Origin of the sequence: Pseudomonas sp. CFBP13528 (assembly GCF_005233615.1) — a bacterium.
GTDB lineage: Bacteria > Pseudomonadota > Gammaproteobacteria > Pseudomonadales > Pseudomonadaceae > Aquipseudomonas > Aquipseudomonas fluorescens_AM.
In genome coordinates, this window is record NZ_QGAJ01000005.1 from 310,810 (window position 1) to 336,797 (window position 25,988).

Sequence of the window (25,988 nt, forward strand, 5' to 3'; positions counted from 1 at the left end):
GTTTAGGCGTCCGCCAACGCGGCGATGACCAGCGAGCTGCTGCGCTGGCAGTAGGCCGACAGCACCCTTCGGATCTGCGCCAGGTCGCGGGCCAGTACGGCAGCGAGCAGTTGTTCGAACAGTGCGAGGTACTCGCTCATTTCCGCCTTGCGCTGGTCAAGGGCCAGGTAATAGGCGCGGTTCATCGCCGGCTGCAGGTTCTCGACGGTTTCCTGCAGGTACGGGTTGTTCGCGAAGGGATACGCGGCGCGCATCACATTGAAGCTTTCTTCGACAAAGGCGCGGATGTCCTGGCGCTCGAAGCTGGCCATCAGGCGCTGCTGGATTTGCAGGAATGGCGCCATGTCGGCCTGGGTCTGCCAGCCTTCGGCCACTGCATTGCCGAGCAGGATGTACATCTCGCCCATCAACGTGCACAGGCTCTGCACCTTGTGTGCGGTGAGTTCGGTGACGTGAGCGCCACGGCGCGGCAGGATCGCGATCAGGTGCCGGCGTTCGAGGATCAGCAGGGCTTCGCGCACGGAACCACGGCTGACATTCAGCGCCAGTGTGACCTTCTGTTCCTGGATCCGCTCCCCAGGCTTGAGATCGCCGCGAATGATACGTTCGGCGAGGTGGTGAGCGATTTGCTCGGCGAGACTGTCCGGCGCCTTGAACGTCATGTTTTCCCTTCAAAATCTTCTATCGGTACAAGCGCGGCAGTGTAGCGCATTGGCCCGCTGATGGCGCTACGCCCACGGTGGCGAATTTGGCATGAAACACGCAAGCCTGAACAGCCATAAGCCCCTGAAAACACCGGTTCCAGAAGACTGGACCATAATTGAATGTGTTGTGACCGGATTTTCTTGACCCTTAAGTCAGAAAACCATTGACCGAAAAGTCAGACATGACTAGATTCGGCGCAAAGCGGTTAACAACAATAATGAGTCTGCGAGGCCTTCCGTGATCCAGTTTTTACTTAACCAGGAACTCCGTAGCGAGCACGCCCTGGACCCCAACCTGACCGTGCTCAACTATTTGCGTGAGCATGTGGGCAAATCCGGTACCAAGGAAGGCTGCGCCAGCGGCGACTGCGGTGCGTGCACCGTGGTGGTCGGCGAGTTGCATCGCAACGATCAAGGCGTCGAGCAGATCCGTTATCGCAGCCTCAATTCGTGCCTGACCTTTGTCTCCTCGCTGCACGGCAAGCAACTGATCAGTGTCGAAGACCTCAAGCACCAGAGCCAACTGCACAGCGTGCAGCAGGCGATGGTCGAGTGCCACGGTTCACAGTGCGGCTTCTGCACCCCGGGCTTCGTGATGTCGTTGTTTGCCCTGCAAAAAAACAGCGACGCGCCCGACAGCCAGAAAGCCCACGAAGCCCTGGCCGGCAACCTGTGCCGCTGCACCGGTTACCGCCCGATTCTGGCGGCGGCCGAACAGGCCTGTTGCAACAAGCCCCGGGACCAGTTCGACAGCCGTGAGGCTCGCACCATCGCGCAGCTCAAGGCCATTGCGCCAACCCAAACCGGCGAACTCAACAGCGGCGACAAACGCTGCCTGGTGCCGTTGACGGTCGCCGACCTGGCCGATCTCTACGACGCTTATCCGCAAGCCCGCCTGCTGGCCGGCGGCACCGACCTGGCGCTGGAAGTCACGCAGTTCCATCGCACCCTGCCGGTGATGATCTACGTCGGCAATATCGAAGAGATGAAGCGCATCGAATCCTTCGACGACCGCCTGGAAATCGGCGCCGCCACCGCCCTCTCCGACTGCTACACCGCGCTGCACCACGAATACCCCGACTTCGGCGACTTGCTGCACCGCTTCGCCTCCTTGCAGATCCGCAACCAGGGCACCCTGGGCGGCAATATCGGTAACGCCTCGCCCATTGGCGATTCGCCGCCGCTGCTGATCGCCCTCGGTGCGCAGATTATGCTGTGCAAGGGCCAGACCCGTCGCACCCTGGCGCTGGAAGACTACTTTATCGACTACCGCGTCACCGCCCGCCAGGACAGCGAATTCATCGAGAAGATCATCGTGCCCAAGGGCCATTCACTGTTTCGCGCGTACAAGGTGTCCAAGCGCCTGGACGACGATATTTCCGCCGTCTGCGCCGCCTTCAACCTCAAGCTCGACAACGGTGTGATCAGCGACGCCCGCGTCGCCTTCGGCGGCATGGCCGCCACCCCCAAGCGCGCCAGGCACTGCGAAACGCTACTGATCGGCGCCACCTGGAACGCCGCCACTGTGGAGAAAGCCTGTGCCGCCCTGGCCGAGGATTTCACCCCGCTGTCGGACTTCCGCGCCAGCAAGGAATACCGCCTGCTCAGCGCACAGAACCTGCTGCGCAAATATTTCATCGAACTGCAAACGCCGCACATCGAGACTCGGGTGACCGCTTATGTCTAACCATCACGCCGTGGTAAAAACCCAGGCCGAACTGGCCGAGCTGTTTGCCCAGGACCTGACCTGCGGGGTCGGCCGCAGCGTCAGGCATGACAGCGCCGCCAAGCACGTCAGCGGCGAGGCGCAGTACATCGACGACCGCCTCGAATTTCCCAACCAGTTGCACCTGTATGCGCGCCTGTCCGACCGCGCCCACGCGAAAATCCTCAGCATCGACACCGCACCCTGCTATGCCTTTGACGGCGTGCGCATCGTGATTACCCACGAAGACGTACCGGGCCTCAAGGACATCGGCCCGTTGATGCCCGGCGATCCGCTGCTGGCCATCGACACCGTGCAGTTCGTGGGCCAGGTGGTGCTGGCCGTGGCCGCCCGCGATCTTGAGACCGCGCGCAAAGCCGCGATGGCGGCGGTGATCGAATACGAAGACCTGGAGCCGGTACTGGATGTGGTCGAGGCGTTTCGCAACCAACACTTCGTGCTCGACAGCCACACCCATCAACGCGGTGATGCGGCCGGCGCGCTGGCGACGGCAAAAAACCGTATCCAGGGCACACTGCATATCGGCGGCCAGGAACATTTCTACCTGGAGACGCAGATTTCCTCGGTAATGCCCACCGAAGACGGCGGCATGATCGTCTACTGCTCCACGCAAAACCCCACCGAAGTGCAGAAACTGGTGGCCGAAGTACTCGATGTATCGATGAACAAGATCGTCGTCGATATGCGCCGCATGGGCGGCGGGTTCGGCGGCAAGGAAACCCAGGCTGCCAGCCCCGCCTGCCTGTGCGCGGTGGTGGCGCGCCTCACCGGGCAACCGACCAAGATGCGCCTGCCGCGGGTCGAAGACATGCTGATGACCGGCAAGCGCCACCCTTTCTATATCGAATATGACGTGGGCTTTGACGACAACGGCCGTTTGCACGGCATCAACCTGGAGCTGGCCGGCAACTGCGGCTGTTCGCCGGACCTGTCCAACTCGATTGTCGACCGCGCGATGTTCCACGCCGATAACGCGTATTACCTGGGCGATGCCACGGTCAACGGCCATCGCTGCAAGACCAACACCGCCTCCAACACGGCGTACCGTGGCTTCGGCGGCCCCCAGGGCATGGTCGCCATCGAGGAAGTAATGGACGCCATCGCCCGCCATCTGGCGCTGGATCCGCTGGCCGTGCGCAAGGCCAACTACTACGGCAAGACCGAGCGCAACGTCACTCATTACTACCAGACCGTCGAGCACAACATGCTCGAAGAGATGACCGCCGAGCTGGAGGCGAGCAGCCAATACGCCGAGCGCCGCGAAGCGATTCGCCTGTACAACGCCCACAGCCCGATCCTGAAAAAGGGCCTGGCGCTGACCCCGGTCAAATTCGGTATTTCGTTTACCGCGAGCTTTCTCAACCAGGCCGGCGCGCTCATCCATATCTACACCGACGGCAGCATTCACCTGAACCACGGCGGCACCGAGATGGGCCAGGGCCTGAACACCAAGGTCGCCCAGGTGGTGGCCGAAGTGTTCCAGGTCGACATCGACCGCGTGCAGATCACCGCGACCAACACCGACAAAGTGCCGAACACCTCGCCAACAGCGGCGTCCAGCGGTGCCGACCTGAACGGCAAGGCCGCGCAGAACGCCGCCGAAACCATCAAGCAGCGCCTGGTGGAATTTGCCGCGCGCAAGTACGACGTCAGCGAAGCGGATGTGGAATTTCGCAACGGCCATGTGCGCGTGCGTGAGCAGATCCTGAGCTTCGAGGCGCTGATTCAGCAGGCGTATTTCGCCCAGGTCTCGCTGTCGAGCACCGGTTTCTACAAGACCCCGAAAATCTTCTACGACCGCAGCCAGTCGCGCGGACGGCCGTTCTACTACTTCGCGTTCGGCGCGGCCTGCTGCGAAGTGATCGTCGACACCCTGACCGGTGAATACAAGATGCTGCGCACCGACATCCTTCATGACGTGGGCGCCTCGCTGAACCCGGCCATCGACATCGGCCAGGTGGAAGGCGGGTTTATCCAGGGCATGGGCTGGCTGACCATGGAAGAGCTGGTGTGGAACAACAAGGGCAAGCTCATGACGAACGGCCCGGCCAGCTACAAGATCCCGGCGGTCGCCGACATGCCGCTGGACCTGCGGGTGAAACTGGTGGAAAACCGCAAGAACCCGGAAGACACGGTGTTCCATTCCAAGGCCGTGGGCGAGCCGCCGTTCATGCTCGGAATCGCCTCGTGGTGTGCGATCAAGGATGCGGTGGCGAGTCTGGGTGACTATCGCCAGCAGCCGAAAATCGACGCGCCGGCCACGCCCGAGCGGGTGTTGTGGGGGTGTGAGCAGATGCGCAAGTTGACCGCCGCGGTGGCGGCGGATACCGAAACCGAGTTGGCTTCGCTTTAGATCGAGGCGCTGCCATCGGGGGCAAGCCCCCTCCCACCTTGGAATGCATTTCAAATGTGGGAGGGGGCTTGCCCCCGATGACGGCCTGACAGACACCACAAGAGGTGACTATGAACAACTGGATCAGCGCCCTCGCCGACCTGCAGAACCAGGGCGAGCCCTGCGTACTGGTGACCATCATCGAAGAGCTCGGCTCCACGCCGCGCAACGCCGGTTCCAAGATGGTGATCAGTGCCGCGCAGACCTTCGACACCATCGGCGGCGGGCACCTGGAATACAAGGCGATGCACATCGCCCGCGAGATGCTTGCCCGTGGCCAACAGAACACCCACCTGGAGCGCTTCAGCCTCGGCGCGAGCCTGGGCCAGTGCTGCGGTGGCGTCACTGTGCTGCTGTTCGAACCGATGGGCCAGGTGCAGGCGCACATCGCAGTATTCGGCGCCGGCCACGTGGGGCGTGCGCTGGTGCCGCTGCTGGCGAGCCTGCCGTGCCGGGTGCGCTGGATCGATTCCCGTGAGCAGGAATTCCCGCAGAACATCCCGCAAGGCGTGCGTAAAATCGTCAGCGAAGAGCCCGTCGACGAAATCGCCGACTTGCCGGCGGGCAGTTACTGCATCGTCATGACCCACAACCATGCACTGGACCTGGAACTGACCGCCGCCCTGCTCAAGCGCAATGACTTTGCCTACTTCGGCCTGATCGGCTCGAACACCAAGCGCGTGAAATTCGAACACCGCCTGCGCGATCGCGGCTTCGATACCGCGCAACTGCAACGCATGCGCTGCCCCATGGGCCTCACCGAGGTGAAGGGCAAATTGCCGGTGGAGATTGCCATCTCCATCGCCGGCGAAATCATCGCCACCTATAACGCCCATTTCGGCCAGCACACCGCCAGCGCCGAACCCATTGCCAAATTGCTGCCGGTGTCACGCCGCAGCCAAGCTATCAATTGAGATAACCATGCCTTTGACCCGCAAAGCCTACCGCGCCGCCATCCTGCACAGCATCGACGACCCTGCCATCGTGGGCATTGAAGCGTCCTACGAGTATTTCGAAGACGGCCTGCTGGTGATCGATAACGGCCAGATCAGTGCGCTTGGCCATGCCAGCGACCTGCTGCCGACGTTGCCCGCTGACATCGATATCACGCACTACCAGGATGCATTGATCACCCCCGGCCTGATCGACACCCACATCCACCTGCCGCAGACCGGCATGGTCGGCGCCTATGGCGAGCAGTTGCTGGACTGGCTCAACACTTACACCTTCCCCTGCGAAAGCCAGTTCGCCGACAAGGCCCACGCCGAGGAAGTCGCCGACATTTTCATCAAGGAGCTGCTGCGCAACGGCACCACCACCGCGCTGGTATTCGGTAGCGTGCACCCGCAATCGGTGAACGCGTTCTTCGAAGCCGCCGAAAAACTCGACCTGCGCATGATCGCCGGCAAGGTGATGATGGACCGCAACGCGCCGGACTACCTGACCGACACGCCCGAATCAGGCTACCAGCAAAGCAAGGCGCTGATCGAGCGCTGGCACGGCAAGGGCCGTCTGCACTACGCCGTCACACCGCGCTTTGCGCCGACCAGCACGCCGGAGCAACTGGCACTGGCCGGGCAACTGCTGGGCGAGTACCCGGACCTGTACATGCAGACGCACATCAGTGAGAACAAGCAGGAAGTCCAATGGGTGAAGGAACTGTTCCCCGAGCGCAGCGGCTATCTGGACGTGTACGACCATTACAAACTGCTCGGCGAGCGCTCGGTGTTCGCCCATGGCGTGCATCTGTGTGACGACGAATGCGCACGGTTGGCGCAGACCGGCTCGGCCGTGGCGTTCTGCCCGACGTCGAACCTGTTCCTCGGCAGCGGCCTGTTCAACCTGCCGATGGCCGAGAAGCACAAATTGAATGTCGGCCTGGGCACCGACGTGGGCGGCGGCACCAGCTTCTCGCTGCTGCAGACGCTGAATGAAGCCTACAAGGTCATGCAATTGCAGGGCGCGCGGTTGAGCCCGTTCAAGTCGCTGTACCTGGCCACCCTGGGTGGCGCGCGGGCATTGCGTCTGGAAGACAAGATCGGCACCTTGCAGCCGGGCACGGATGCGGACTTTTTGGTGCTGGACTACAACGCCACGCCGCTGCTCAGCTATCGCTTGAAGCAGGCCAAGGATATTGCCGAGACGTTGTTTGTACTGATGACATTGGGGGATGATCGGGCGGTATTGCAGACCTACGCGGCCGGCAATCTGGTGCACCAACGCTGATTTCAAAGACACCAAAAAACCAATGTGGGAGGGGGCTTGCCCCCGATTGCGGTGGATCAGCCAGCTTATGCATTGACTGACACACTGCTATCGGGGGCAAGCCCCCTCCCACATTTTTATTCCCGGTGTGTCGGGGAAATTACAACTTTACAGACGAGCGCCCCGCCTTCTTGGTCTGCAACAGATGCGAGAACACCGCATGCAAATCATCCGACGCACTTTCCTCATCGAGGTTGAGCTTGCTGTCAATGTGATCCATGTGATGCATCATCAAATCCACTGCCAGTACCGCATCCCGGGCTTCGATCGCGTCGATCAGCTGGGTGTGTTCATCGTAGGAACAGTGCGAGCGGTTGCCGCTTTCGTACTGGGCGATGATCAATGAGGTCTGGGACACCAGGCTGCGCTGGAAGCTGATCAGCGGCGCGTTCTTCGCCGCTTCGGCCAGCTTCAGGTGAAATTCGCCGGAGAGGCGAATGCCGGCACCACGGTCACCACGGGAGAAACTGTCGCGTTCGTCGTTGACCATCTGGCGCAACTCGGCCAGTTGCTCGGCGGTGGCGTGCTGCACCGCCAACTCGGTGATCGCCCGCTCCACCAGACGTCGCGCCATGAACACCTGGCGGGCCTCGTCGACGCTCGGGCTGGCGACGACCGCGCCACGGTTGGGCCGCAGCAACACCACGCCTTCATGGGCCAGACGCGACAAGGCGCGGCGAATGATGGTGCGGCTCACGCCGAAGATTTCGCCCAGTGCCTCTTCACTCAATTTGGTGCCAGGTGCCAGGCGTTGTTCGAGGATCGCCTCGAAGATATGCGCGTAGACGATATCGTCCTGGGTTCCGCTGCGACCGGTCTTGCCGGCTCGCGGTTGTTTCTTGAGAGGTTGCAACTGTTCGTTCATGGGCACTCGGGTAGGGAGAACGGCGGCGAATTAACGGTGATACGACAACTTTAAGGTAATACGGCAACAGGCAGTCGCTGGCAAGTATCGCCTGAAAACAGGGCACATTGTACACAACCCAATGCGCCAACACACTGTACGGCTGTTTGCGGCGCCGGCTGTATTGCAATGGGTCGTTACGTTTGAGTTTAGGCTTGATTCCACGATTTCCCATGTACGACATCCCACTGTAGGAGCGAGCTTGCTCGCGAAGACCCCAAGGGCGCCGCGTTTGATCTGATTGCCCGCGTTATCGTTGGCGATTTTCGCGAACAAGCTCGCTCCTACAGCGTGCGGAGTCAGGTAAAAAGGAACACCCTTTCATGACCGACGCCACCCAAGCGCCGTTGCGCCCGCTGGCCGACACTTCACCTTCGGCCATCGTCGCCGGTTTCATCGCCATGATGACCGGCTACACCAGCTCGCTGGTGCTGATGTTCCAGGCCGGCCAGGCCGCCGGTTTGACCACGGCGCAGATTTCCTCGTGGATCTGGGCGATTTCCATCGGCATGGCGGTGTGCAGCATCGGCCTGTCCCTGCGCTATCGCACGCCGATCACCATCGCCTGGTCGACACCCGGCGCGGCGCTGTTGATCACAAGCCTGGGCGGCGTCAGTTATGGCGAGGCCATCGGTGCCTACATCACCTGCGCGGCGCTGGTGACCCTCTGCGGGCTGACCGGCAGCTTTGAAAAACTCGTCAAGCGCATCCCCGCATCACTGGCGGCGGCGTTGCTGGCGGGGATTCTGTTCAAGATCGGCAGTGAAATCTTCGTCGCCGCACAGCATCGCACCGGCCTGGTGCTGGGGATGTTTTTCACTTACCTGATCATCAAGCGCCTGTCGCCGCGTTATGCGGTGCTGGCCGCGCTGGTGAGCGGCACCCTGCTGTCGGGCTTCATGGGGCTGCTGGATTTCAGCGGCTTTCATCTGGAAGTCGCGACGCCGGTATGGACCACGCCGCACTTCTCGCTGGCGGCGACCATCAGCATCGGTATCCCGCTGTTCGTGGTGGCGATGACCTCGCAGAACATGCCGGGGGTCGCCGTGCTGCGCGCCGACGGCTACACCGTGCCGGCCTCGCCACTGATCACCACCACCGGCCTCGCCTCCCTGGTGCTGGCGCCCTTTGGCTCCCACGGCATCAACCTGGCAGCCATCAGCGCGGCGATCTGCACCGGGCCGCACGCTCACGAAGACCGCAACAAGCGCTACACCGCAGCCGTCTGGTGCGGGGTGTTCTACGGGATTGCCGGGGTGTTTGGCGCCACGTTGGCGGCGCTTTTCGCAGCGTTGCCCAAGGAACTGGTGCTGTCGATAGCGGCGTTGGCGCTGTTCGGCTCGATCATCAATGGCCTGAGCATCGCCATGAATGAGCCCAAGGAACGGGAAGCGGCGTTGATCACCTTCATGGTCACTGCGTCAGGCCTGACGTTGTTTTCCATTGGTTCGGCGTTCTGGGGGATTGTGGCGGGGGTGTTGACGCTGCTGATTTTGAATGGGAGGAGGGTCTAGCTTTAGGCTTCAAGCTTCAAGCTTCAAGCTTCAAGCTTCAAGCTTCAAGCTTCAAGCTTCAAGCTTCAAGCTGCATGAGCTTGCGGCTTGAAGCTTGTCACTTACCGCTTCAATTCTTGGAATTGATCGGCTTTTCCGGATACCACACGTCCAGCAACGGGCTGACTTCAGCCTTGGTCAGCTCGGAACGGGTTTTCAGCCAGGCTTCAACGGCAGCACGCTGCTCTTCGTTGACCGAGCCACGCTTCTGCAGGCAAACCAGACCGTAGTCATCGCCGCCGACATAACCCAGACCGTTGGCTTCCATGGCTTCTTTGATGAATGCTTCGAGGAAAGCGTCGATAGCTTCTTCACTCAGGCCTTCTTTGAAGTCCAGGTTCAGTTCGAAACCCAGCTCTTGAAATTCATCAACGCACAGTTTTTTGCGCAGACGCTGGGAACGGTTAGTCGCCATTGGAACAATCCTCTTAAGTAATAACGGCCGGCACTTTAGCAGTTTAAGGCGGCAATTGCCCGACTCTCTGGGACGGGCGGCGCTTTGCCGATAAAAAAACCCGGATTACCCGCTATCGTTCAGCTACAAGTGGGCTCGGCTTGGGGCATAATGCCGACACTTTCATGACCAATGAGGGATTTTTCTTATATACCCCTCGCCTTTTTCACCCTTCTCAGCAGTAGGGTCTTATTTTTTATGATCAAATCGTTGCGTTCTGTTTTCCTCGCCGGTGTCCTTCTGCCATTGGCCCTGCATGCCACCGCCGCTCCCATCAATAACACCTTGCCCCCCAGCGTTGCCCAGGCCCTTCAGAAGGCCAAACTGCAAAATACCGCCTTGTCCCTGGTGATGTTGCCCTTGAACGGCCCCGGCACGCCGACCGTGTTCAATGCCGACGTTTCGGTGAACCCGGCCTCCACCATGAAACTGGTGACGACCTACGCGGCCCTGGAAATGCTCGGCCCCAACCATCAGTGGAAAACCGAGTTCTACACCGACGGCGTACTCAGTGGCGGCGTGTTGCGCGGCAACCTGTATCTCAAGGGCGGCGGCGATCCCAAGCTGAACATGGAAAAACTCTGGCTGTTGATGCGCGACCTGCGCGCCAACGGCGTACAACAGGTCACCGGCGACCTGGTACTGGATCGCAACTTCTTCCAGCAACCACAGCTGCCGGAGTTCAATGACGACGGCAACGACGAGAACAAGCCGTTCCTGGTCAAGCCCGATGCCCTGCTGGTCAACCTCAAGGCCCTGCGCTTTGTGACACGCAATGATGCCGGGCGGGTGATCGTGTCGGTCGAGCCGCCGATTGCGAGCATTCGCATCGACAACCAGGTGAAAGTGTCCAACGCCAAACAGTGCACCGGCGATGTGCGCTACAGCCCGGTGACCGCGGCCGATGGCAGTGTGACCGTGACCGTCAGTGGCCAGTTGGCGGACGGTTGCAGTTCGCAGACCTACCTGTCGCTGCTCGACCATGCCACCTACACCGCCGGCGCCGTGCGTGCGATCTGGAAGGAGTTGGGCGGCACCATCCAGGGCCGCGATATCCAGGCGCCGGTGCCCAAGGATGCCAAAGTGTTGGCCCGTGCGTTCTCGCCGGACCTGGCGGAAATCATCCGCGACATCAACAAATACAGTAACAACACCATGGCCCAACAGCTGTTCCTGAGCCTGGGTGCGCAGTTTCGCAACGATGCCGATGGCGACGATGCCAAGGCCGCGCAACGCGTGGTGCGTCAGTGGCTGGCGAAAAAAGGCATTACCGCACCACACCTGGTGATGGAGAATGGTTCCGGCCTGTCCCGCGCCGAACGGGTCAGCGCCCGTGAGATGGCGGCCATGCTGCAAGCAGCCTGGAAAAGCCCCTACGCCGCCGAATACATCAGCTCGCTGCCGATCGCCGGCACCGACGGCACCATGCGTAAACGCCTGAAGACCACCGCCATGCGCGGCGAAGCCCATGTGAAGACCGGCACCTTGAACACCGTGCGCGCCATTGCCGGGTTCAGCCGTGACAACAATGGCAACACCTGGGCGGTGGTGGCGATTCTCAACGATTCCAAACCGTGGGGCGCGTCGTCGGTGCTGGACCAGGTGCTGCTCGACCTGTATCGCCAGCCGAAGGCGGTCGCGGCCGCACCGGTGCTCTAGAACAGCGGATCAGCCTGTGGGGCGGGCTCCACCCGGTCCCTGCCCGCCTGTTTGGCGACATAGACAGCCGAGTCCGCGCGCAGCAGCAACCCATCGATGCCTTCATCGATCCGCCAGCTGGCGACCCCAAAGCTGGCGGTGACGACGCCCACCGGCGCCATCGGCACGCTGCGCAACGACTGCCATAACTCCATCGCCAGGCGGTAGGCCTGGGCGCCATCGGTATGCGGGCAGAGCACCACGAATTCTTCTCCACCCAGCCGGCAGAACACGTCGGTGCGGCGCAAGCGCTGGCTGATTCGCCTGCACAACTCGCGCAATACCCCGTCCCCCACACCATGCCCGTGCTGGTCGTTGATCCGCTTGAAGTGGTCGATATCCAGCATGATCACCGACAGCGCTCCCGAGGTGCGGTTGAGGCGCAGCAGTTCGACTTTCATACGGTCCTGGAAATAGCGGCGATTGTGGATGCCCGTCAGGGAGTCGGTGATGGACAGCGTGCGCAACTCGTCTTCCACACGCTTGAGATCGGAAATATCCGATACATAGCCGTGCCACAACGTACCGCCGCCGGGTAATTCTTCCGGGGTCGCTTCGCCACGAATCCAGCGCAGGCCTCGCTCGGGCAACTGCACGCGATACTCTTCGCGCCAATGGCTCAATTGCAGCGCCGACAAGCGTATCGATGCGCGTACCCGCTCAAGGTCCTGTGGATGAATGCGTTCCAGGACTTTGCCCGCATCCTGCTGCAACACGCCAAGCTCGATTTCATAAATATCGCGCATGCCTTCGCTGGCGTAAATGAAGCGCCAATGATCATGGGGCTCCAGCGTGAACTGGAAGATACCGCCAGGTACATGGGCACTGAGCTTTTTCAACAAGCGGTCCCGCACAGCCAAGGCCTCGTAGGCGCGCTTCTGCTCAGTGACATCCAGGTAAATGGCCAGGTGCCCGACCCACAGGCCATGGTCATCCAGCAACACAGTGGCCAGCATGTTCACGGTCAAGGGGCTGCCATCTTCACGCACCAGCGTCCATTCGCGGGCGTCGTGCTGTCTGTCCGGGCTTTCCACCAGCATCGCCTGGCTCGGCGTAACACGCTTGCCCAGCGCCGCGCTCAAACGCGTGGCGCGGGCCTCAAGCTCCGAGGCCAGGTGCAGGCTTTCCAGCGTCAGGTGGCCCACCACGTGGTCGCTCTTGAATCCCAGCATCCGTTCGGCGCCGGCATTGAACATGTTGATGACACCGCGCAAGTCAGTGGCAATGATTGCGACGTGCGTTGCCGCGTCCAGCACACTGCGCAATTGGCCGTGTGCGCCGCGCAGTTCCTGTTCACGCAGGCGCAACTGCGCGGTACGTTGTTCCACCAGTGCCAGCGCCCGCTGGCGTTGGCTGACCAGCACATAGAGCAAGGCCGCGAGCAGCCCACTCAGCAGCACGCCCATGGCGAATATGGTGTGGGTCGAAGAATGGTTCGCCTTGTCGAATGCCTCACTGGCTCGCAGGCTCAGCGCGTAGACATGGTCACCGAGGGTAAGACGTCGGACAGCGACAAGATCGCTGTCGCCCGGCACATTGCTGGACGCATACAGCACGCGCTGCTCCGTGTCGGAGGTGTCGACGATCTGCATCACCAGGTTGTCCCGGCTGGACTTGGGCAAACCCTCGGCCACCAACTGGCGCATGCTGATCACCGCCATTACATAACCGTAAGGCTGGGGATCGACCGCTTTGCGCACCGGCGCCACCAGCAGCACCCCGGCGGCATACGCCGGCTCCACGCCCACCAGTTGCATGGGCTGGGACACCGCCGCCTGGCCGCTGGCTTGTGCGCGCTCGACGACAGCGCGCCGCAGGGGTTGGGCCAGCAGATCAAAACCCAATGGGGAGCCCAACAGACTCTGGGTCTGGCTATATAAGACCGGCACGTATTCATCGCGCTCGGAAGCCGGCGCCAGCTCACCTGCCGAATTCAGTTCGCGGATGGTGAAAGGTGCGCCACGCTGGCGCGAGATGGCCTGTTCGAACTCGCTGCGCTGATCCCCGGACACCCGCGGCGCCCAGGCATAGGCACGCGCATGCAACAACAGCGGCTGGGCGAAGCCGTCAAATTCGGCGCGCGACACCTCGTCGGAATTGACGAAAAAACGGCGCAGGCTATCCAGGCGCAGCTCCTGGTCTTCGAAGCGTTCCTGAATCCGGCTGTAGCGCTCGTTGACCAGCAACTGGAAGCGCTGTCGCACCTGTTGCTGATAAAGGTCGGAAGCGGCCCACGCGATGACCAGGGTCAGTGCGCTACCGGTTGCCACGACCACCAATGCCACCAGCCAAGCCGATGCCTGCTCACTGATAAAACCAAGGATTTTCGGGCGTACGGCTTGCATCGGCATAGGCAACACTCACAGCGCCAGCGTGCGGGTTGACACTTTGGCTGGACGATAAGTTATAGCCATCCGTCGGGGGTTTGACCAGTGTAAAAAATGCGCATGCTTAATGTGGGAGGGGGCTTGCCCTAATACCGTCTGTAGGAGCGAGCTTGCTCGCGAAAAACTCACAGGCACCGCGTTCATTCAGGAAGCACGCGTTATCGTTGACGTTTTTCGCGAGCAAGCTCGCTGCTACCTGACTGGCATTAGGGCTTGCCCCCCCCCACATTGGCGACTCAGCGTGCGCTGATTTTCCACGCCCGATGGATCTTCGCGTTACGCGCGAAATCCGGGTCGATGGTCTTGTCGCTGATTTCCTCGACCGCATAGCGTTCGCTGAGGTTGTCTTCCAGCTGGAACTTGCGGAAGTTGTTCGAGAAGTACAACACGCCCCCTGGCGCCAGGCGCGCCATGGCCAGGTCGAGCAACTGCACGTGGTCACGCTGTACGTCGAAGATGCCTTCCATGCGCTTGGAGTTGGAGAAGGTGGGCGGGTCGATGAAAATAATATCGAACTCGTCACGACTGGCTTCCAGCCACGTCATCACGTCACCTTGTTCCAGGCGGTTCTTGTCGGAAAACCCGTTGAGGGAAAAATTGCGCCGCGCCCAGTCCAGGTAGGTCTTGGACAAATCGACGCTGGTGGTGCTGCGCGCGCCGCCCTTGGCTGCGTGCACACTGGCGGTAGCGGTATAGCAATACAGGTTGAGGAAACGCTTGCCGGCGGCTTCCTTCTGAATGCGCATGCGCATCGGCCGGTGATCAAGGAACAGGCCGGTGTCCAGGTAATCGGTGAGGTTGACCAACAGCTTCACGCCACCTTCGCTGACCTCGGTGAACTTGCCCTGGGCGCTTTGGCGCTCGTACTGCTTGGTGCCGCTCTGGCGCTCGCGACGCTTGACTACCACACGGCTCTTGTCGACGTTGAGCGCCTGGGGAATCGCAGCGAGCGCGTCAAACATGCGCGCCGAGGCCTTCTCCGGGTCAATGGACTTGGGCGCAGCATATTCCTGCACGTGCACCCAATCGTGATACAGGTCGATGGCCATGGAATATTCCGGCATGTCGGCATCGTACACGCGGTAGCAATCCACGCCTTCACGCTTGGCCCACTTGCCCAGCAGCTTGAGGTTTTTCTGCAGGCGGTTGGCGAACATCTGCCCGCCTTCGCTCAAGCGCGCCTGTTCGACCACCGGGGCCGTCGCCGGCTTGATCGGGTTGCCGTTCTTGTTGTACTGACGCTCGGCCGGCTCGGCCGGGGACTGGTCATAGGCCGCTTGCTCACGCTCAGCCTGGCGCTGCTCCGGAGTCCGTCGCTCGCCGGTGACGAACTGATCGGGGTTGACCTTGATCAGCAACAATTTGCACGGCAAGGCGCCGTTCCAGAACGAATACTGTTTGTGGCTGCGAATGCCCATGCGCTTGCCCAGGTCCGGCGCGCCGGTGAACACGGCGGCTTCCCAACCCATGCAGGCCTGGCGCAGACGCTCGCCGAGGTTCTGGTAGAGATACAGCAGGCTGGCCTCATCACCCAGGCGCTCGCCGTACGGCGGGTTGCAGATCACCAGCCCTTTCTGGTTCTGGTCCGGGCGCGGCTCGAACGTGCCGACTTCGCCCTGGTACACCTTGATCCAGTGGCTCAGGCCTGCGCGCTCGATGTTGTTGCGCGCCGGCTGGATCAGGCGCGGATCGGCTTCGTAGCCACGCACCCACAGCGGGGTTTTGTTCATGCCGATGGCGGCGCGTTCAGCGGCCTCGGCGTGCAGTTTTTTCCACAGCGCCGGGACATGTCCGAGCCACGTGGTGAAGCCCCACAGTTCGCGGTTGAGGTTGGGGGCCATGTCGGCGGCGATCATCGCGCCTTCAACCAGGAAGGTGCCCACGCCGCACATCGGGTCGGTCAATGCGCCGCCTTCGGCAGCAATGCGCGGCCAGCCGGCGCGGATCAGGATCGCCGCCGCCAGGTTTTCCTTCAACGGCGCGGCGCCCTGCTGCAGGCGGTAGCCGCGCTGGTGCAGGCTGTGGCCGGACAGGTCAAGGGACAGAATGGCTTCGCCACGGTCCAGGCGCAGGTGGATGCGCAGGTCCGGGTTGATCTTGTCGATGGACGGACGTTCGCCGGTCGGGGTGCGCAGCTTGTCGACGATCGCATCCTTGACCTTGAGCGCGCCGAAGTGGGTGTTATCGATGCCCGAGCCGTGACCGCTGAACTCCACCGCCAGGCTGCCGTCGCTGACCATGTGGTCGGCCCATTCGATATCCAGCACGCCGTGGTAGAGGTCTTCGGCGTCCTTCATCGGGAAGCGCTTGAGTACCAGCAGCACGCGGTTGGCCAGACGCGACCAGAGGCACAGGCGGTAGGCGGTTTCCATGTCGGCCATGCCGCGCACGGCCGAGGTGTGCTCGCGGGCCTCCTCAAGGCCAAGCCCGACGGCCTCCTCGATCAGCAGGCCTTCGAGGCCCTTGGGGCAGGTGAGGAAGAGTTCAAAACGGTCCGACATGGGGCATTCCAGGCTTTTCAGCAATAAATGAACGGGCGACGCATCGCCGGCTCGGTTTTCAGACAAGCACTTTTCTTGAAGAGCGCTCGCGTGGCACACCTGTGCCGCTCCACCCCGTCTGACAGGCCTTCGAGCCTTTATTGACGGTGCAGAAGAAGAATTTGAAGCAACAAAAAGAAATATTCCGACCCTTCGTCGAATAATAACCGACTGCAACAGGTGGTCATTCTCACCAAAGGATTAAACACATTGTCTTCGCAGGGCACATCATAGCTGGCTTTGCCTCATAAAAGGGGCGAAAAACCATCCCAGCTTATGGCTATAGCATCGTTATCGTTACGTGCTTATGACAAAACGATCATTGAATCCATGTGACCTATTGGTTAGAACTCAACACAGGTTGGCGCCGTAACGACGCCGACACATCGGCTCGCCACGCCGGCAGCGAGCCCACCAACGGCAGAAAAACTCTGCCCGGCCTCACACGAGGCCGAAGGATATCTAGACAGTCAACAAGTGAGGGAAACACCCTATGAGAAGACTTAAGCGTGATCCGTTGGAAAGAGCATTTTTACGCGGATATCAATATGGCGTTCATGGAAAATCCCGTGAGCTTTGCCCATTTACTCTACCGTCGGTACGCCAAGCCTGGATCAATGGCTGGCGAGAAGGACGCGGCGACAACTGGGACGGTATGACTGGCACTGCGGGCATCCACAGACTCAACGAACTTCACGCCGTCGGCTAATCAGGGCATTTATATTCCGACACATCAACTTGAATAGATAGCGACTTAACCACGCACGTCCTATCCGGACGGCGGGCTTCGGCCCAGGGGCTCCTTCAGGGAGCCCTTTTTATTGCCTGACGATTGCTCAGCGCAACGCGGCGATCGCGTCCACCGATTCGCGAATCAGCGCGGGGCCCTTGTAGATAAAGCCCGAATACAGTTGCACCAGGCTTGCGCCCGCCGCGATTTTTTCAGCCGCGTGCCTGCCTTCGGTGATCCCGCCCACGGCGATGATCGGCAAGCGCCCTGCCAGTTCGGCGGCCAATACCTTGACGATATGGGTGCTTTTATCCCGTACCGGCGCGCCGGACAGACCGCCCGCCTCGTCACCGTGGGCCAGACCTTCGACGCCCACACGGCTGAGGGTGGTGTTGGTCGCGATCACCGCATCCATGCCCGCGTCCACCAGAGCCTGGGCCACCAGTACGGTTTCTTCATCGCTCATATCGGGCGCGATCTTGATCGCCAACGGCACCCGCTTGCCATGGCGCACCGCCAGGTCTTCCTGGCGCTGGCGCAATGCTTCGAGCAATTGCTTGAGCGAGTCACCGAACTGCAGGCTGCGCAAGCCCGGGGTGTTGGGCGAACTGACGTTGACGGTGACGTAGCTGGCGTGGGCGTAGACTTTATCCAGGCAGATCAGGTAATCGTCCACCGCGCGCTCCACCGGCGTGTCGACATTCTTGCCGATGTTGATGCCCAGGATGCCCTTGTACTTCGCGGCCTGTACCCGCGACAGCAAATGGTCCACGCCCAGATTGTTGAAGCCCATGCGGTTGATGATCGCCTCGGCTTCAGGCAGGCGGAAGATCCGTGGCTTGGGGTTGCCCGGTTGCGCACGAGGGGTCACGGTGCCGATCTCGACGAAACCGAAACCCAGCTGTGCAAACCCGTCGATGGCCGCACCGTTTTTGTCCAGACCGGCAGCCAGCCCGACCGGATTGGGAAACTCGAGCCCCATCACCGACACCGGCACCTTCGCCGCAGCCTTGCATACCAGGCCATTGAGCCCCAGGCGGCCACCGGCGCCGATCAGGTCCAGGGACAGATCGTGGGAAGTTTCCGGGGAGAGTTTGAACAACAGCTGGCGGGCCAGGGTATACATGGGCGGGCTAGACTCGGATGGCGGCGAAAGGTAACGCGATTATAGCCGGGCGGACGGGCTGCATGCGAGGCGTGCGCCCCATCATCCATTACGATGGGCCATCAACGCCTCATAACGTGCCCAGACTTTTTCGGCGTATCGCATGCGCAACGCGTCACGCTCCGCCCCGGCGCCCGCCCCCACGTTGTAGGAGCCCACCGCCGTCCAGTTATAGCCGAAACGCTGAACGAACCCGGCAAGAATCGAGGCGCCAACCTCCACCGACAGACACGGCTCGTTCACCAGCCGTTCTTCGGTAATGCCCAGCTTGAGCAAGCGAGGCAAGTGACTGCTGTTGATTTGCATCAAACCGATATCGTGGGTGCCATTGGCGTTGGCATAATTGATCGCCTCCGCGCGGTAGCCCGACTCCACCGCCGCGATCGCCTGCAGCAACTCCGGCTCGAAGTCGTAGCGACGCGCCACCTCATCCCAGCAGTAGGCCAGGGCCTGGTTGCTGCCCAGCAGCAGGCCGAGGATCAGGCCCCTGCCCCACGGCTTATACATTGCTGATCTGTCCGCATGCCGCGCACATGTGCACGGCCCGCTTCGACTCAGCGTCTTTCACCTGCACGGGGCAGGTAAAACGATACCCCTTGCCATACACGGTCTTGATAAACCCTTTATCGGCGCTCAAGTGTTTGCGCAAAGCATAAATGCAACGGGTCAATGACTCATCGGCCACCTCGCCCCTGGGCCAGGCGAGCGCCAACAGGCGGTCCTTGGTCATCAACGAACCGCCGGAAACCAGCAACAAGCGCAGCACGCTGCCCTCTTTGGGCGGCAGTTGAATATCGGTTTGCCTGCCTGTCAGCCGACCATCGTCATGCAAGGTCCAATCAGCGAAAACGAGGGACTTTGTCGATTCTTCAATCACGACTGCCATAAGGCACCTGCACGTTCGACTGCTGACATTCAATCCATTCTTCCTGTAAGGGCCCACTTGCCCGATGCCATGACTATAAAAACCTGCCTCGCGTATCACGTTAGGAAAAACCCGATTCAATCAGCGTCTTTCAGCGTTTTGCTGTAAGACAATTCACGACTCAACCGGAATACGGTAGCCACTCCTGATACACCTCATGCAGCTCAACCCCCAACCGATCCTCCAACTGCACCAACTCACCCACCGCCATCAGTTGCCCATTGACCCGTACCTCCACGCAGTGGATGACCTCGGGCGCCAGAGGCAAGACTTTCCCCGGCGCAAACGCAGCCAGTCGCTTGCGGCTGATCAGTTGCTCCTGCAGCAGTATTTCCAGGTACATGGACTAACGCCTTTATTCAGGGAGAAAGCTCGCGGCCCGACCTGACGAACGCACGTTGCACACGTTCATATTGCGCGGCCGTCAATGGCGGCGGCCCGGCCGGGGGCTTCGATTCGTCACGACCCGCGTCCATACGCCATGACGAGATTTCGTTGACTTGCTTGGGCACATCCAATTCATCCACCAGTTTTTCGATCAGGCTGACCTGAGCAGGTTTGCCCTTGATCAGGAGGCTGTTGGTGTCCGGATAGGCGATCAACGTCAGGTTCTTGTCCGCCAGCGGGCCCTTCTGCTCACTGGCCAGCAGGCCTTGAATGACGGATGCCATGCCCGGCACCGTGACTTTGTTTGCGCCGCTCCCATGCTGCCGATCCTCGACGTGGGTATTGAACACCTGCACCACACCAAAGGCGTGCGCCCCCACACGCAGCTCACTGCGTTGCCGGTCCGTCAATTGCGCCAGCCGCAGCACCTGGCTGACATAGCTTGGCGGCCCGGACACGTAGAACGTACGCACCCCGCTGTCGCGCAAGGGATAGCGCGATTCATCCATGCCTGTTCGGCGCATGATGCCGCGCAGCCGGTTGACCGAAATGTACCGCAGCGCCACCGCAGAGGTTCTGGCTTCGCTCGCGTTGTAGAGATGCACCGCTTGCCCGTCGCTGTGCCAGATCAGACCTTCCTGCCGGGCCAGCGCTTCAAGGACCTGTTGCGGTGCGTCAAAATCAAATGTCCCGCTGACACGCCTGTGCGCCGCTTCCCGACTGACCACCACAGGCATCCCCAGCGGCACCGACAGCGCAGTGAAAAAACTGTCCAGGCTTTCATCCCTGGCCTGATACGGCTCACCCCGAACCACACAACTGACCAGCAACAGCGCCACCCACAGCAGCGTGCGACCGAGGCGGTGGCGGTTCGTCGTAATGGAGGCATCAGCATGCACCGTGGGTTTTTCCTGGGGGAGGTAGGACGCAAAAGAGCGGCCATACTGAAAGGCAGGCGAGGTTCAATCATGATGGAAAGCTGACGGCCGCCCCCGTGGCATGTGCCTTGCTAAGCACTCTCTATCAGGGCGCGCGCCAGCGACGGCACGGGCCTACGGACAAAGGCGTCGTTTCCCTGCAATGGCCGGTATAGCCATCCGAGGGCGCGACGTTTTTTTTTGAGAGAAAAGGTAGGTGTTGATGAACGATTCGGTCGACAGCAGCCCGGTGAATCCCGCGCTGGCCTGGGTAAACGGCAGTGACGCCCCGGAAAAGAGCAGCCTGGACCTGGGTTTCATGGCCCTGACTGATTGCGCCTCGCTGGTGGTCGCCGCCACCCAGGGGTTTGCGCAACCCTACGGCCTCACACTGAACCTCAAGCGCCAATCGTCCTGGGCCAACCTGCGCGACAAACTGGTCAGCGGTGAGCTGGACGCCGCCCATAGCCTCTACGGCCTGATCTACGCCGTGCACCTGGGCATCGGTGGCGTTGCGCCGAGCCCGATGGCGGTGCTGATGGGGTTGAATCAGAACGGACAGAGCATCAACCTGTCCCGTGGGCTGCAACAGCAGGGCGTGGTCACTCCTGAGGCGCTGGATCGCCACGTGCACCAAAGCCGCACAAAACTCACCTTCGCCCAGACCTTTCCGACAGGCACCCACGCCATGTGGCTGTATTACTGGCTGGCGAGCCAAGGCATCCACCCGCTGCGGGATGTGGACAGCGTGGTGGTGCCCCCGCCGCAAATGGTTGCGCACCTGCAAGCGGGGCGCATCGACGGCCTGTGTGTCGGCGAACCCTGGTGCGCCAGCGCCGTCAAGCAGAACCAGGGCTTCACCTTGGCGACCAGCCAGTCGATCTGGCCGAATCATCCGGAAAAAGTCCTCGGTTGTACCCAAGCTTTCGTCGACCAGTATCCCAATACGGCGCGCGTATTGGTGATGGCGATTCTCGAGGCCAGTCGCTTTATCGAAGCGAGCACGCAAAACCGTCGTTCCACCGCCCAACTGCTCAGCGCCCGCGAGTACCTCGACGCCCCCCTGGACTGTATCGAGCCACGGCTGCTGGGCCACTACGAAGATGGCCTGGGCAACCAGTGGCAGGACCCGCATGCGCTGCGGTTCTTCGCCGATGGCGCGGTCAACCTGCCTTACCTGTGCGACGGTATGTGGTTCATGACCCAGTTTCGTCGCTGGGGCCTGCTGCGCGAAGACCCGGACTATCTTGCCGTTGCCCGTCAGGTGCAACAACTGGATGTGTACCGTCAAGCCGCCAGCGCCGTCGGCGTCGCCACCAATGGCCAGGACATGCGCAGCAGCCAGTTGATCGACGGCAGGATCTGGGACGGCTCCGACCCCGCCGGCTATGCCCGCAGCTTCCGCCTGCACGCCATGGCGGATGACATCAGCCGCCAAGCGCTGCGCTAGGAGCACGACCATGCTGCGAATCCTGTTGATCAACGACACCCCGCGCAAAGTCGGCCGGCTCAAGGCCGCGCTGACCGAGGCCGGCTTTGAGGTGATCGATGAATCCGGCCTGACCATCGACTTGCCCGCACGCGTCGAAACAGTGCGCCCCGACGTGATCCTGATCGATACCGAGTCACCCGGCCGCGATGTGATGGAACAGGTGGTGCTGGTCAGCCGCGACCAGCCCCGCCCTATCGTGATGTTCACCGATGAACATGACCCGAATGTCATGCGCCAGGCGATCAAGTCCGGGGTCAGCGCCTATATTGTCGAAGGCATCCAGGCCCAGCGTCTGCAACCGATCCTCGAGGTGGCCATGGCACGCTTCGAAAGCGACCAGGCCTTGCGCGCCCAGCTTCATGCCCGCGATCAACAGTTGGCGGAACGCAAGCGCATCGAGCTGGCCAAGGGTCTGCTGATGAAAATGAAGGACTGCAACGAGGAAGACGCCTACACCCTCATGCGCCGCCAGGCCATGAGCCGGCAGCAGAAACTGATTCAGGTGGCCGAACAGATTATTGCCATGAGCGAACTGCTCGGCTGATCTGGCGCGGCTCTTGCTATAGAACCGTCACAGGTAGCCAACGGCGGTTGCCCCACCAACGACAAAGACGTCGCACACCCGGTTTGCCCTCGCGAACCCGGTGGCGGCGTTTTTTTTCGTTCCGGCCCCAGCGCATGGGGTCACCAGGCCTTCTGACAAGCCCCCCCAACCGTTGAGGTGCGTGATGAAATCAAGCTTCTGGAAATCCGGGCACACCCCGACCCTGTTTGCCGCGTTCCTGTATTTCGACCTGAGTTTCATGGTCTGGTACCTGCTGGGCCCCTTGGCGGTACAGATTGCCGCCGACTTGCACCTGACCACTCAACAGCGCGGCCTGGTAGTCGCTACGCCGATCCTGGCGGGCGCGGTGCTGCGCTTTCTCATGGGCATGCTGGCTGACAAGCTGTCGCCCAAGACTGCCGGGCTGATTGGCCAGGTGATTGTCATCGTGGCGTTGTTCTGCGCCTGGAAACTGGGCATTCACAGCTACGAGCAAGCGCTGTTGCTGGGCATGTTCCTGGGCATGGCCGGTGCCTCTTTTGCCGTCGCCCTGCCGTTGGCTTCGCAATGGTATCCGGCCGAGCACCAGGGCAAAGCCATGGGCATCGCCGGCGCCGGCAATTCCGGCACCGTGTTTGCCGCCCTGCTGGCACCGGTACTGGCGGCTGCCTTTGGCTGGAGCAATGTATTCGGCTTCGCGTTGATTCCGCTGATCCTCACCCTGATCGTGTTCGCCTGGCTCGCGCGCAATGCTCCGCAACGCCCGAAAGCCAAAGCGATGGCCGACTATTTCAAAGCCCTGGGTGATGGCGACAGTTGGTGGTTCATGTTCTTCTACAGCGTGACCTTTGGCGGCTTTATCGGCCTGGCCAGCGCCCTGCCCGGCTACTTCAACGACCAGTACGGCCTGAGCCCGGTGACCGCCGGCTACTACACTGCGGCCTGTGTCTTCGGTGGCAGCCTGATGCGCCCGCTGGGCGGCGCCCTGGCGGACCGTTTCGGTGGGATCAAGACCCTGCTTGGCATGTACAGCGTGGCGGTGATCTGCATTGCGGCGGTGGGTTTCAACCTGCCCAGCTCCTACGCTGCGCTGGCGCTTTTCGTCTGCACCATGCTCGGCCTCGGCGCCGGTAATGGCGCGGTATTCCAGCTGGTGCCCCAGCGTTTTCGCAGTGAGATCGGCGTCATGACCGGCCTGATCGGCATGGCCGGCGGCATCGGCGGTTTTGCGCTGGCCGCCGGCATGGGCGCGATCAAGCAGAGTACCGGCAGTTACCAGCTGGCGCTGTGGTTGTTCGCCAGCCTCGGCGTGCTGGCCTGGTTTGGCCTGCACGGCGTCAAACGCCGCTGGAGAACCACCTGGGGCTCGGCTGCCGTGACCGCTGCACGCGTCTGATGAGCCTGCAACTGAGCATCGCCCAGGCCAGTGCGATTGGCCCCAGGGCAGAAAACCAGGATGCGTTGCGGGTCGTCACACCCAGGGCGGAGTTGGCCGCGAGCAAAGGCTACCTGTGCGCATTGGCCGACGGCGTCAGCCAATGCGCCGACGGTGGCCTGGCCGCGCGCTCGACCTTGCAGGCACTGGCCCTGGACTACTACGCCACGCCGCAGACCTGGGGCGTGGCCCAGGCGCTGGAGCGCTTATTGGTCGCACAGAACCGCTGGCTGCAAGCCAATGGCGGCGGTCAGCCGCTGCTGACCACCCTCAGCGCCCTGGTGTTTCGCGGCCAGCGTTTCACCCTCGCCCACGTCGGCGATTGCCGCGCCTATCGCTGGCTGGACGGCGAGCTGCAGCGCATCAGCGAGGACCATGTGTGGGAACAACCGGGCATGCAGCATGTGCTCAAGCGCGCCCTCGGCCTGGACCAGCATCTGGTACTGGATTTTCTCGATGGAGAACTGCGCGCAGGCGAGTGCTTCCTGCTGCTCAGCGACGGGGTGTGGGCCACGTTGGGTGAGCACAGCATCAACGCGATTCTGCGCGAGCAGACCGACCTGGACCTGGCGGTCAACACCCTGGTCAATGCCGCGCATTTGGCGGGCAGCCAGGACAATGCCAGCGCCTTGCTGGTGCGCATCGATACTCTCGGCGCCGCCACGCTGGGCGACGCACTAGTGCAGTTGCAGCAGTGGCCGCTGCCGCCGCCGCTCAAGGCCGGGCAACGCTTCGAAGGGTGGCAGGTGCACAGCCTGCTGGCGCAGAGCCGACAGTCGTTGCTGTATCGGGTACAGGATGATCAGCAGCGTCCCTGGCTGCTGAAAACCCTGGCGTCAAGCCGCGACGACGACACTGACGCCGCCCAGGCCCTGCTCTCGGAAGAATGGTTTCTGCGCCGGGTCGCCGGCCGCGCGTTTCCTGAAGTGCATGCCGCCAGTGGACGCCAGCACTTGTACTACGTGATGCGCGAATACCCGGGGCTAACCCTTGCCGAACTGTTCAAGCGCCAGGGCCCGTTGCCCCTGGCGCAATGGCAGTCCATCGCCGAGCGTTTACTGCGCGCGGTCGGCCTGCTACACCGACGGCAGATCCTGCACCGCGATATCAAGCCGGAAAATCTGTTGCTGGGAGACGACGGCGAACTGCGCGTGCTGGATTTCGGCCTGGCCTACTGCCCGGGGCTGTCGCAAGACCGTGCCAGCGTGCTGCCCGGCACCCCGAGTTTTATCGCGCCGGAGTCATTCAGCGGTGAACGTCCTACGCCACAACAGGATTTGTATAGCGTCGGCGTCACGCTCTATTACCTGCTGACCGGCCACTATCCCTATGGCGAAATCGAAGCCTTCCAACGCCCGCGCTTCACTCAGGCGGTCAGCGCCAGCCGCTACCGTCCCGATGTGCCGGACTGGTTGCCTGCAAGCCTGGAACGCGCCGTGGCCGCGCAACCGCAGCAGCGCTATGAGACCGCCGAAGAATGGCTGCTGGTGCTGGAACAGGCCGACCGCCGCGAACTGAGCATACGCCCGCGCCCCTTGCTGGAGCGTGAACCGCTCAAGGTCTGGCAGACCCTGGCGACGGCTTCGCTGCTGATCAATCTGGTGCTGCTGTTCTGGCTATTGCACCACTAACGGGCAAAATTCTTACGCATCCGCGTTGAATCCCTAATAAAACCGGGGTAAGCGACACTTGGCACAGCTGCTGCATTAGCCTCTTCAACAACCCACATACAGCCGCGCCTTCAACGTCGAAGGATCGAGCTTCCCGAGA

Annotated in this window: 20 protein-coding genes and 1 pseudogene; 11 read left to right on the forward strand and 10 right to left on the reverse strand. The window is 61.6% G+C overall.

The genetic code is table 11. The annotated features are described in order from the left end of the window. Positions 1 to 2 precede the first annotated feature (2 nt). The gene (locus tag PspCFBP13528_RS13280; RefSeq protein WP_137200370.1) at positions 3 to 662 is read right to left on the reverse strand and encodes a GntR family transcriptional regulator; all 660 of its coding nucleotides are present in this window, start codon (positions 660 to 662) and stop codon (positions 3 to 5) included. A gap of 280 nt (positions 663 to 942) precedes the next feature. Between PspCFBP13528_RS13280 and xdhA the strand changes: the two genes are divergently transcribed. The 4 genes from xdhA (at position 943) to guaD (ending at position 7,048) form a co-directional block, all read left to right on the forward strand. Then, entirely contained in the window at positions 943 to 2,391 is a 1,449-nt protein-coding gene (gene xdhA, locus PspCFBP13528_RS13285) for a xanthine dehydrogenase small subunit (RefSeq protein WP_137200371.1), read from the forward strand. After that, a complete protein-coding gene (gene xdhB, locus PspCFBP13528_RS13290) occupies positions 2,384 to 4,783 on the forward strand; it encodes a xanthine dehydrogenase molybdopterin binding subunit (protein WP_137200372.1) in 2,400 nt (799 codons plus the stop codon). The genes xdhA and xdhB overlap by 8 nt, the downstream gene beginning before the upstream one ends. 110 nt (positions 4,784 to 4,893) lie before the next feature. After that, a complete protein-coding gene (gene xdhC, locus PspCFBP13528_RS13295) occupies positions 4,894 to 5,736 on the forward strand; it encodes a xanthine dehydrogenase accessory protein XdhC (protein ID WP_065949806.1) in 843 nt (280 codons plus the stop codon). Positions 5,737 to 5,743: 7 nt separating this feature from the next. After that, a complete protein-coding gene (gene guaD / locus PspCFBP13528_RS13300; protein ID WP_101220713.1) occupies positions 5,744 to 7,048 on the forward strand; it encodes a guanine deaminase in 1,305 nt (434 codons plus the stop codon). 139 nt (positions 7,049 to 7,187) lie between these two features. Here guaD and PspCFBP13528_RS13305 read toward each other — a convergent pair whose 3' ends face one another. After that, positions 7,188 to 7,952, reverse strand: a complete 765-nt coding sequence (locus PspCFBP13528_RS13305; protein WP_065887865.1) for a GntR family transcriptional regulator — start codon at positions 7,950 to 7,952, stop codon at positions 7,188 to 7,190. A gap of 362 nt (positions 7,953 to 8,314) precedes the next feature. Between PspCFBP13528_RS13305 and PspCFBP13528_RS13310 the strand changes: the two genes are divergently transcribed. Continuing rightward, a complete protein-coding gene (locus PspCFBP13528_RS13310; RefSeq protein ID WP_065949808.1) occupies positions 8,315 to 9,505 on the forward strand; it encodes a benzoate/H(+) symporter BenE family transporter in 1,191 nt (396 codons plus the stop codon). 109 nt (positions 9,506 to 9,614) lie between these two features. Here PspCFBP13528_RS13310 and PspCFBP13528_RS13315 read toward each other — a convergent pair whose 3' ends face one another. Continuing rightward, complete coding sequence (locus PspCFBP13528_RS13315; protein WP_101220711.1) at positions 9,615 to 9,959, reverse strand: YggL family protein; 345 nt, start codon at positions 9,957 to 9,959, stop codon at positions 9,615 to 9,617. A gap of 237 nt (positions 9,960 to 10,196) precedes the next feature. Here PspCFBP13528_RS13315 and dacB point away from each other — a divergent pair, with 237 nt between their 5' ends. Further along, positions 10,197 to 11,657 carry a D-alanyl-D-alanine carboxypeptidase/D-alanyl-D-alanine-endopeptidase gene (gene dacB / locus PspCFBP13528_RS13320; RefSeq protein WP_137200373.1) on the forward strand — a complete coding sequence of 487 codons (1,461 nt, stop codon included), beginning with the start codon at positions 10,197 to 10,199 and terminating at the stop codon, positions 11,655 to 11,657. On the opposite strand, the gene PspCFBP13528_RS13325 is transcribed toward dacB, so the two are convergent. Both PspCFBP13528_RS13325 and rlmKL read right to left on the reverse strand, forming a co-directional pair. Continuing rightward, positions 11,654 to 14,047, reverse strand: a complete 2,394-nt coding sequence (locus tag PspCFBP13528_RS13325) for a GGDEF domain-containing protein (RefSeq protein WP_137200374.1) — start codon at positions 14,045 to 14,047, stop codon at positions 11,654 to 11,656. The two genes, dacB and PspCFBP13528_RS13325, sit on opposite strands and share 4 nt — an antisense overlap. A gap of 272 nt (positions 14,048 to 14,319) precedes the next feature. Beyond that, positions 14,320 to 16,584 (reverse strand): bifunctional 23S rRNA (guanine(2069)-N(7))-methyltransferase RlmK/23S rRNA (guanine(2445)-N(2))-methyltransferase RlmL, encoded by a 2,265-nt coding sequence (gene rlmKL, locus PspCFBP13528_RS13330; RefSeq protein ID WP_137200375.1) that lies wholly within the window; start codon positions 16,582 to 16,584, stop codon positions 14,320 to 14,322. A gap of 532 nt (positions 16,585 to 17,116) precedes the next feature. On the opposite strand from rlmKL, the gene PspCFBP13528_RS13335 reads away from it, so the two are divergent. After that, positions 17,117 to 17,332, forward strand: coding sequence for a ribosome modulation factor (locus tag PspCFBP13528_RS13335; RefSeq protein WP_002553055.1), 216 nt, complete (start codon positions 17,117 to 17,119; stop codon positions 17,330 to 17,332). Between the two features lie 127 nt (positions 17,333 to 17,459). Here PspCFBP13528_RS13335 and PspCFBP13528_RS13340 read toward each other — a convergent pair whose 3' ends face one another. From PspCFBP13528_RS13340 to PspCFBP13528_RS13360, 5 genes and pseudogenes are all read right to left on the reverse strand, one after another. Next, complete coding sequence (locus PspCFBP13528_RS13340; protein ID WP_065949813.1) at positions 17,460 to 18,479, reverse strand: quinone-dependent dihydroorotate dehydrogenase; 1,020 nt, start codon at positions 18,477 to 18,479, stop codon at positions 17,460 to 17,462. An 81-nt stretch (positions 18,480 to 18,560) separates the two neighbouring features. After that, a complete protein-coding gene (locus tag PspCFBP13528_RS13345; RefSeq protein WP_065949814.1) occupies positions 18,561 to 19,025 on the reverse strand; it encodes a transglycosylase SLT domain-containing protein in 465 nt (154 codons plus the stop codon). Further along, on the reverse strand, positions 19,018 to 19,404 hold the full coding sequence (locus tag PspCFBP13528_RS13350) for a winged helix-turn-helix domain-containing protein (RefSeq protein WP_101220709.1): 387 nt from the start codon (positions 19,402 to 19,404) through the stop codon (positions 19,018 to 19,020). The genes PspCFBP13528_RS13345 and PspCFBP13528_RS13350 overlap by 8 nt, the downstream gene beginning before the upstream one ends. Before the next feature lie 160 nt (positions 19,405 to 19,564). Continuing rightward, on the reverse strand, positions 19,565 to 19,786 hold the full coding sequence (locus PspCFBP13528_RS13355; RefSeq protein WP_065887857.1) for a FliM/FliN family flagellar motor switch protein: 222 nt from the start codon (positions 19,784 to 19,786) through the stop codon (positions 19,565 to 19,567). 127 nt (positions 19,787 to 19,913) lie between these two features. Further along, a pseudogene (locus PspCFBP13528_RS13360) lies at positions 19,914 to 20,711 on the reverse strand (secretin N-terminal domain-containing protein); the annotation flags it as partial. A 259-nt stretch (positions 20,712 to 20,970) separates the two neighbouring features. On the opposite strand from PspCFBP13528_RS13360, the gene PspCFBP13528_RS13365 reads away from it, so the two are divergent. The 4 genes from PspCFBP13528_RS13365 (at position 20,971) to PspCFBP13528_RS13380 (ending at position 25,849) form a co-directional block, all read left to right on the forward strand. After that, positions 20,971 to 22,197, forward strand: coding sequence for a CmpA/NrtA family ABC transporter substrate-binding protein (locus PspCFBP13528_RS13365; protein WP_065949817.1), 1,227 nt, complete (start codon positions 20,971 to 20,973; stop codon positions 22,195 to 22,197). A 10-nt stretch (positions 22,198 to 22,207) separates the two neighbouring features. Next, entirely contained in the window at positions 22,208 to 22,783 is a 576-nt protein-coding gene (locus PspCFBP13528_RS13370) for an ANTAR domain-containing protein (RefSeq protein ID WP_065949818.1), read from the forward strand. Positions 22,784 to 22,967: 184 nt separating this feature from the next. After that, positions 22,968 to 24,179 carry a nitrate/nitrite transporter gene (locus tag PspCFBP13528_RS13375; protein WP_137200376.1) on the forward strand — a complete coding sequence of 404 codons (1,212 nt, stop codon included), beginning with the start codon at positions 22,968 to 22,970 and terminating at the stop codon, positions 24,177 to 24,179. Further along, positions 24,179 to 25,849: a bifunctional protein-serine/threonine kinase/phosphatase gene (locus PspCFBP13528_RS13380; protein WP_137200377.1), complete on the forward strand. Its 1,671-nt coding sequence runs from the start codon at positions 24,179 to 24,181 to the stop codon at positions 25,847 to 25,849. Before PspCFBP13528_RS13375 ends, PspCFBP13528_RS13380 begins: the two co-directional genes overlap by 1 nt. Positions 25,850 to 25,988: the final 139 nt, after the last annotated feature.

Excerpts from the sequence above, each read along its gene's own strand:
- PspCFBP13528_RS13280 (WP_137200370.1), bottom strand. The coding sequence starts at position 662 with ATGACGTTCAAGGCGCCGGACAGTCTCGCCGAGCAAATCGCTCACCAC.
- xdhB (WP_137200372.1), top strand. The coding sequence starts at position 2,384 with ATGTCTAACCATCACGCCGTGGTAAAAACCCAGGCCGAACTGGCCGAG.
- xdhC (WP_065949806.1), top strand. The coding sequence starts at position 4,894 with ATGAACAACTGGATCAGCGCCCTCGCCGACCTGCAGAACCAGGGCGAG.
- guaD (WP_101220713.1), top strand. The coding sequence starts at position 5,744 with ATGCCTTTGACCCGCAAAGCCTACCGCGCCGCCATCCTGCACAGCATC.
- PspCFBP13528_RS13305 (WP_065887865.1), bottom strand. The coding sequence starts at position 7,952 with ATGAACGAACAGTTGCAACCTCTCAAGAAACAACCGCGAGCCGGCAAG.
- PspCFBP13528_RS13310 (WP_065949808.1), top strand. The coding sequence starts at position 8,315 with ATGACCGACGCCACCCAAGCGCCGTTGCGCCCGCTGGCCGACACTTCA.
- PspCFBP13528_RS13315 (WP_101220711.1), bottom strand. The coding sequence starts at position 9,959 with ATGGCGACTAACCGTTCCCAGCGTCTGCGCAAAAAACTGTGCGTTGAT.
- dacB (WP_137200373.1), top strand. The coding sequence starts at position 10,197 with ATGATCAAATCGTTGCGTTCTGTTTTCCTCGCCGGTGTCCTTCTGCCA.
- PspCFBP13528_RS13325 (WP_137200374.1), bottom strand. The coding sequence starts at position 14,047 with ATGCCGATGCAAGCCGTACGCCCGAAAATCCTTGGTTTTATCAGTGAG.
- rlmKL (WP_137200375.1), bottom strand. The coding sequence starts at position 16,584 with ATGTCGGACCGTTTTGAACTCTTCCTCACCTGCCCCAAGGGCCTCGAA.
- PspCFBP13528_RS13335 (WP_002553055.1), top strand. The coding sequence starts at position 17,117 with ATGAGAAGACTTAAGCGTGATCCGTTGGAAAGAGCATTTTTACGCGGA.
- PspCFBP13528_RS13340 (WP_065949813.1), bottom strand. The coding sequence starts at position 18,479 with ATGTATACCCTGGCCCGCCAGCTGTTGTTCAAACTCTCCCCGGAAACT.
- PspCFBP13528_RS13345 (WP_065949814.1), bottom strand. The coding sequence starts at position 19,025 with ATGTATAAGCCGTGGGGCAGGGGCCTGATCCTCGGCCTGCTGCTGGGC.
- PspCFBP13528_RS13350 (WP_101220709.1), bottom strand. The coding sequence starts at position 19,404 with ATGGCAGTCGTGATTGAAGAATCGACAAAGTCCCTCGTTTTCGCTGAT.
- PspCFBP13528_RS13355 (WP_065887857.1), bottom strand. The coding sequence starts at position 19,786 with ATGTACCTGGAAATACTGCTGCAGGAGCAACTGATCAGCCGCAAGCGA.
- PspCFBP13528_RS13365 (WP_065949817.1), top strand. The coding sequence starts at position 20,971 with ATGAACGATTCGGTCGACAGCAGCCCGGTGAATCCCGCGCTGGCCTGG.
- PspCFBP13528_RS13370 (WP_065949818.1), top strand. The coding sequence starts at position 22,208 with ATGCTGCGAATCCTGTTGATCAACGACACCCCGCGCAAAGTCGGCCGG.
- PspCFBP13528_RS13375 (WP_137200376.1), top strand. The coding sequence starts at position 22,968 with ATGAAATCAAGCTTCTGGAAATCCGGGCACACCCCGACCCTGTTTGCC.
- PspCFBP13528_RS13380 (WP_137200377.1), top strand. The coding sequence starts at position 24,179 with ATGAGCCTGCAACTGAGCATCGCCCAGGCCAGTGCGATTGGCCCCAGG.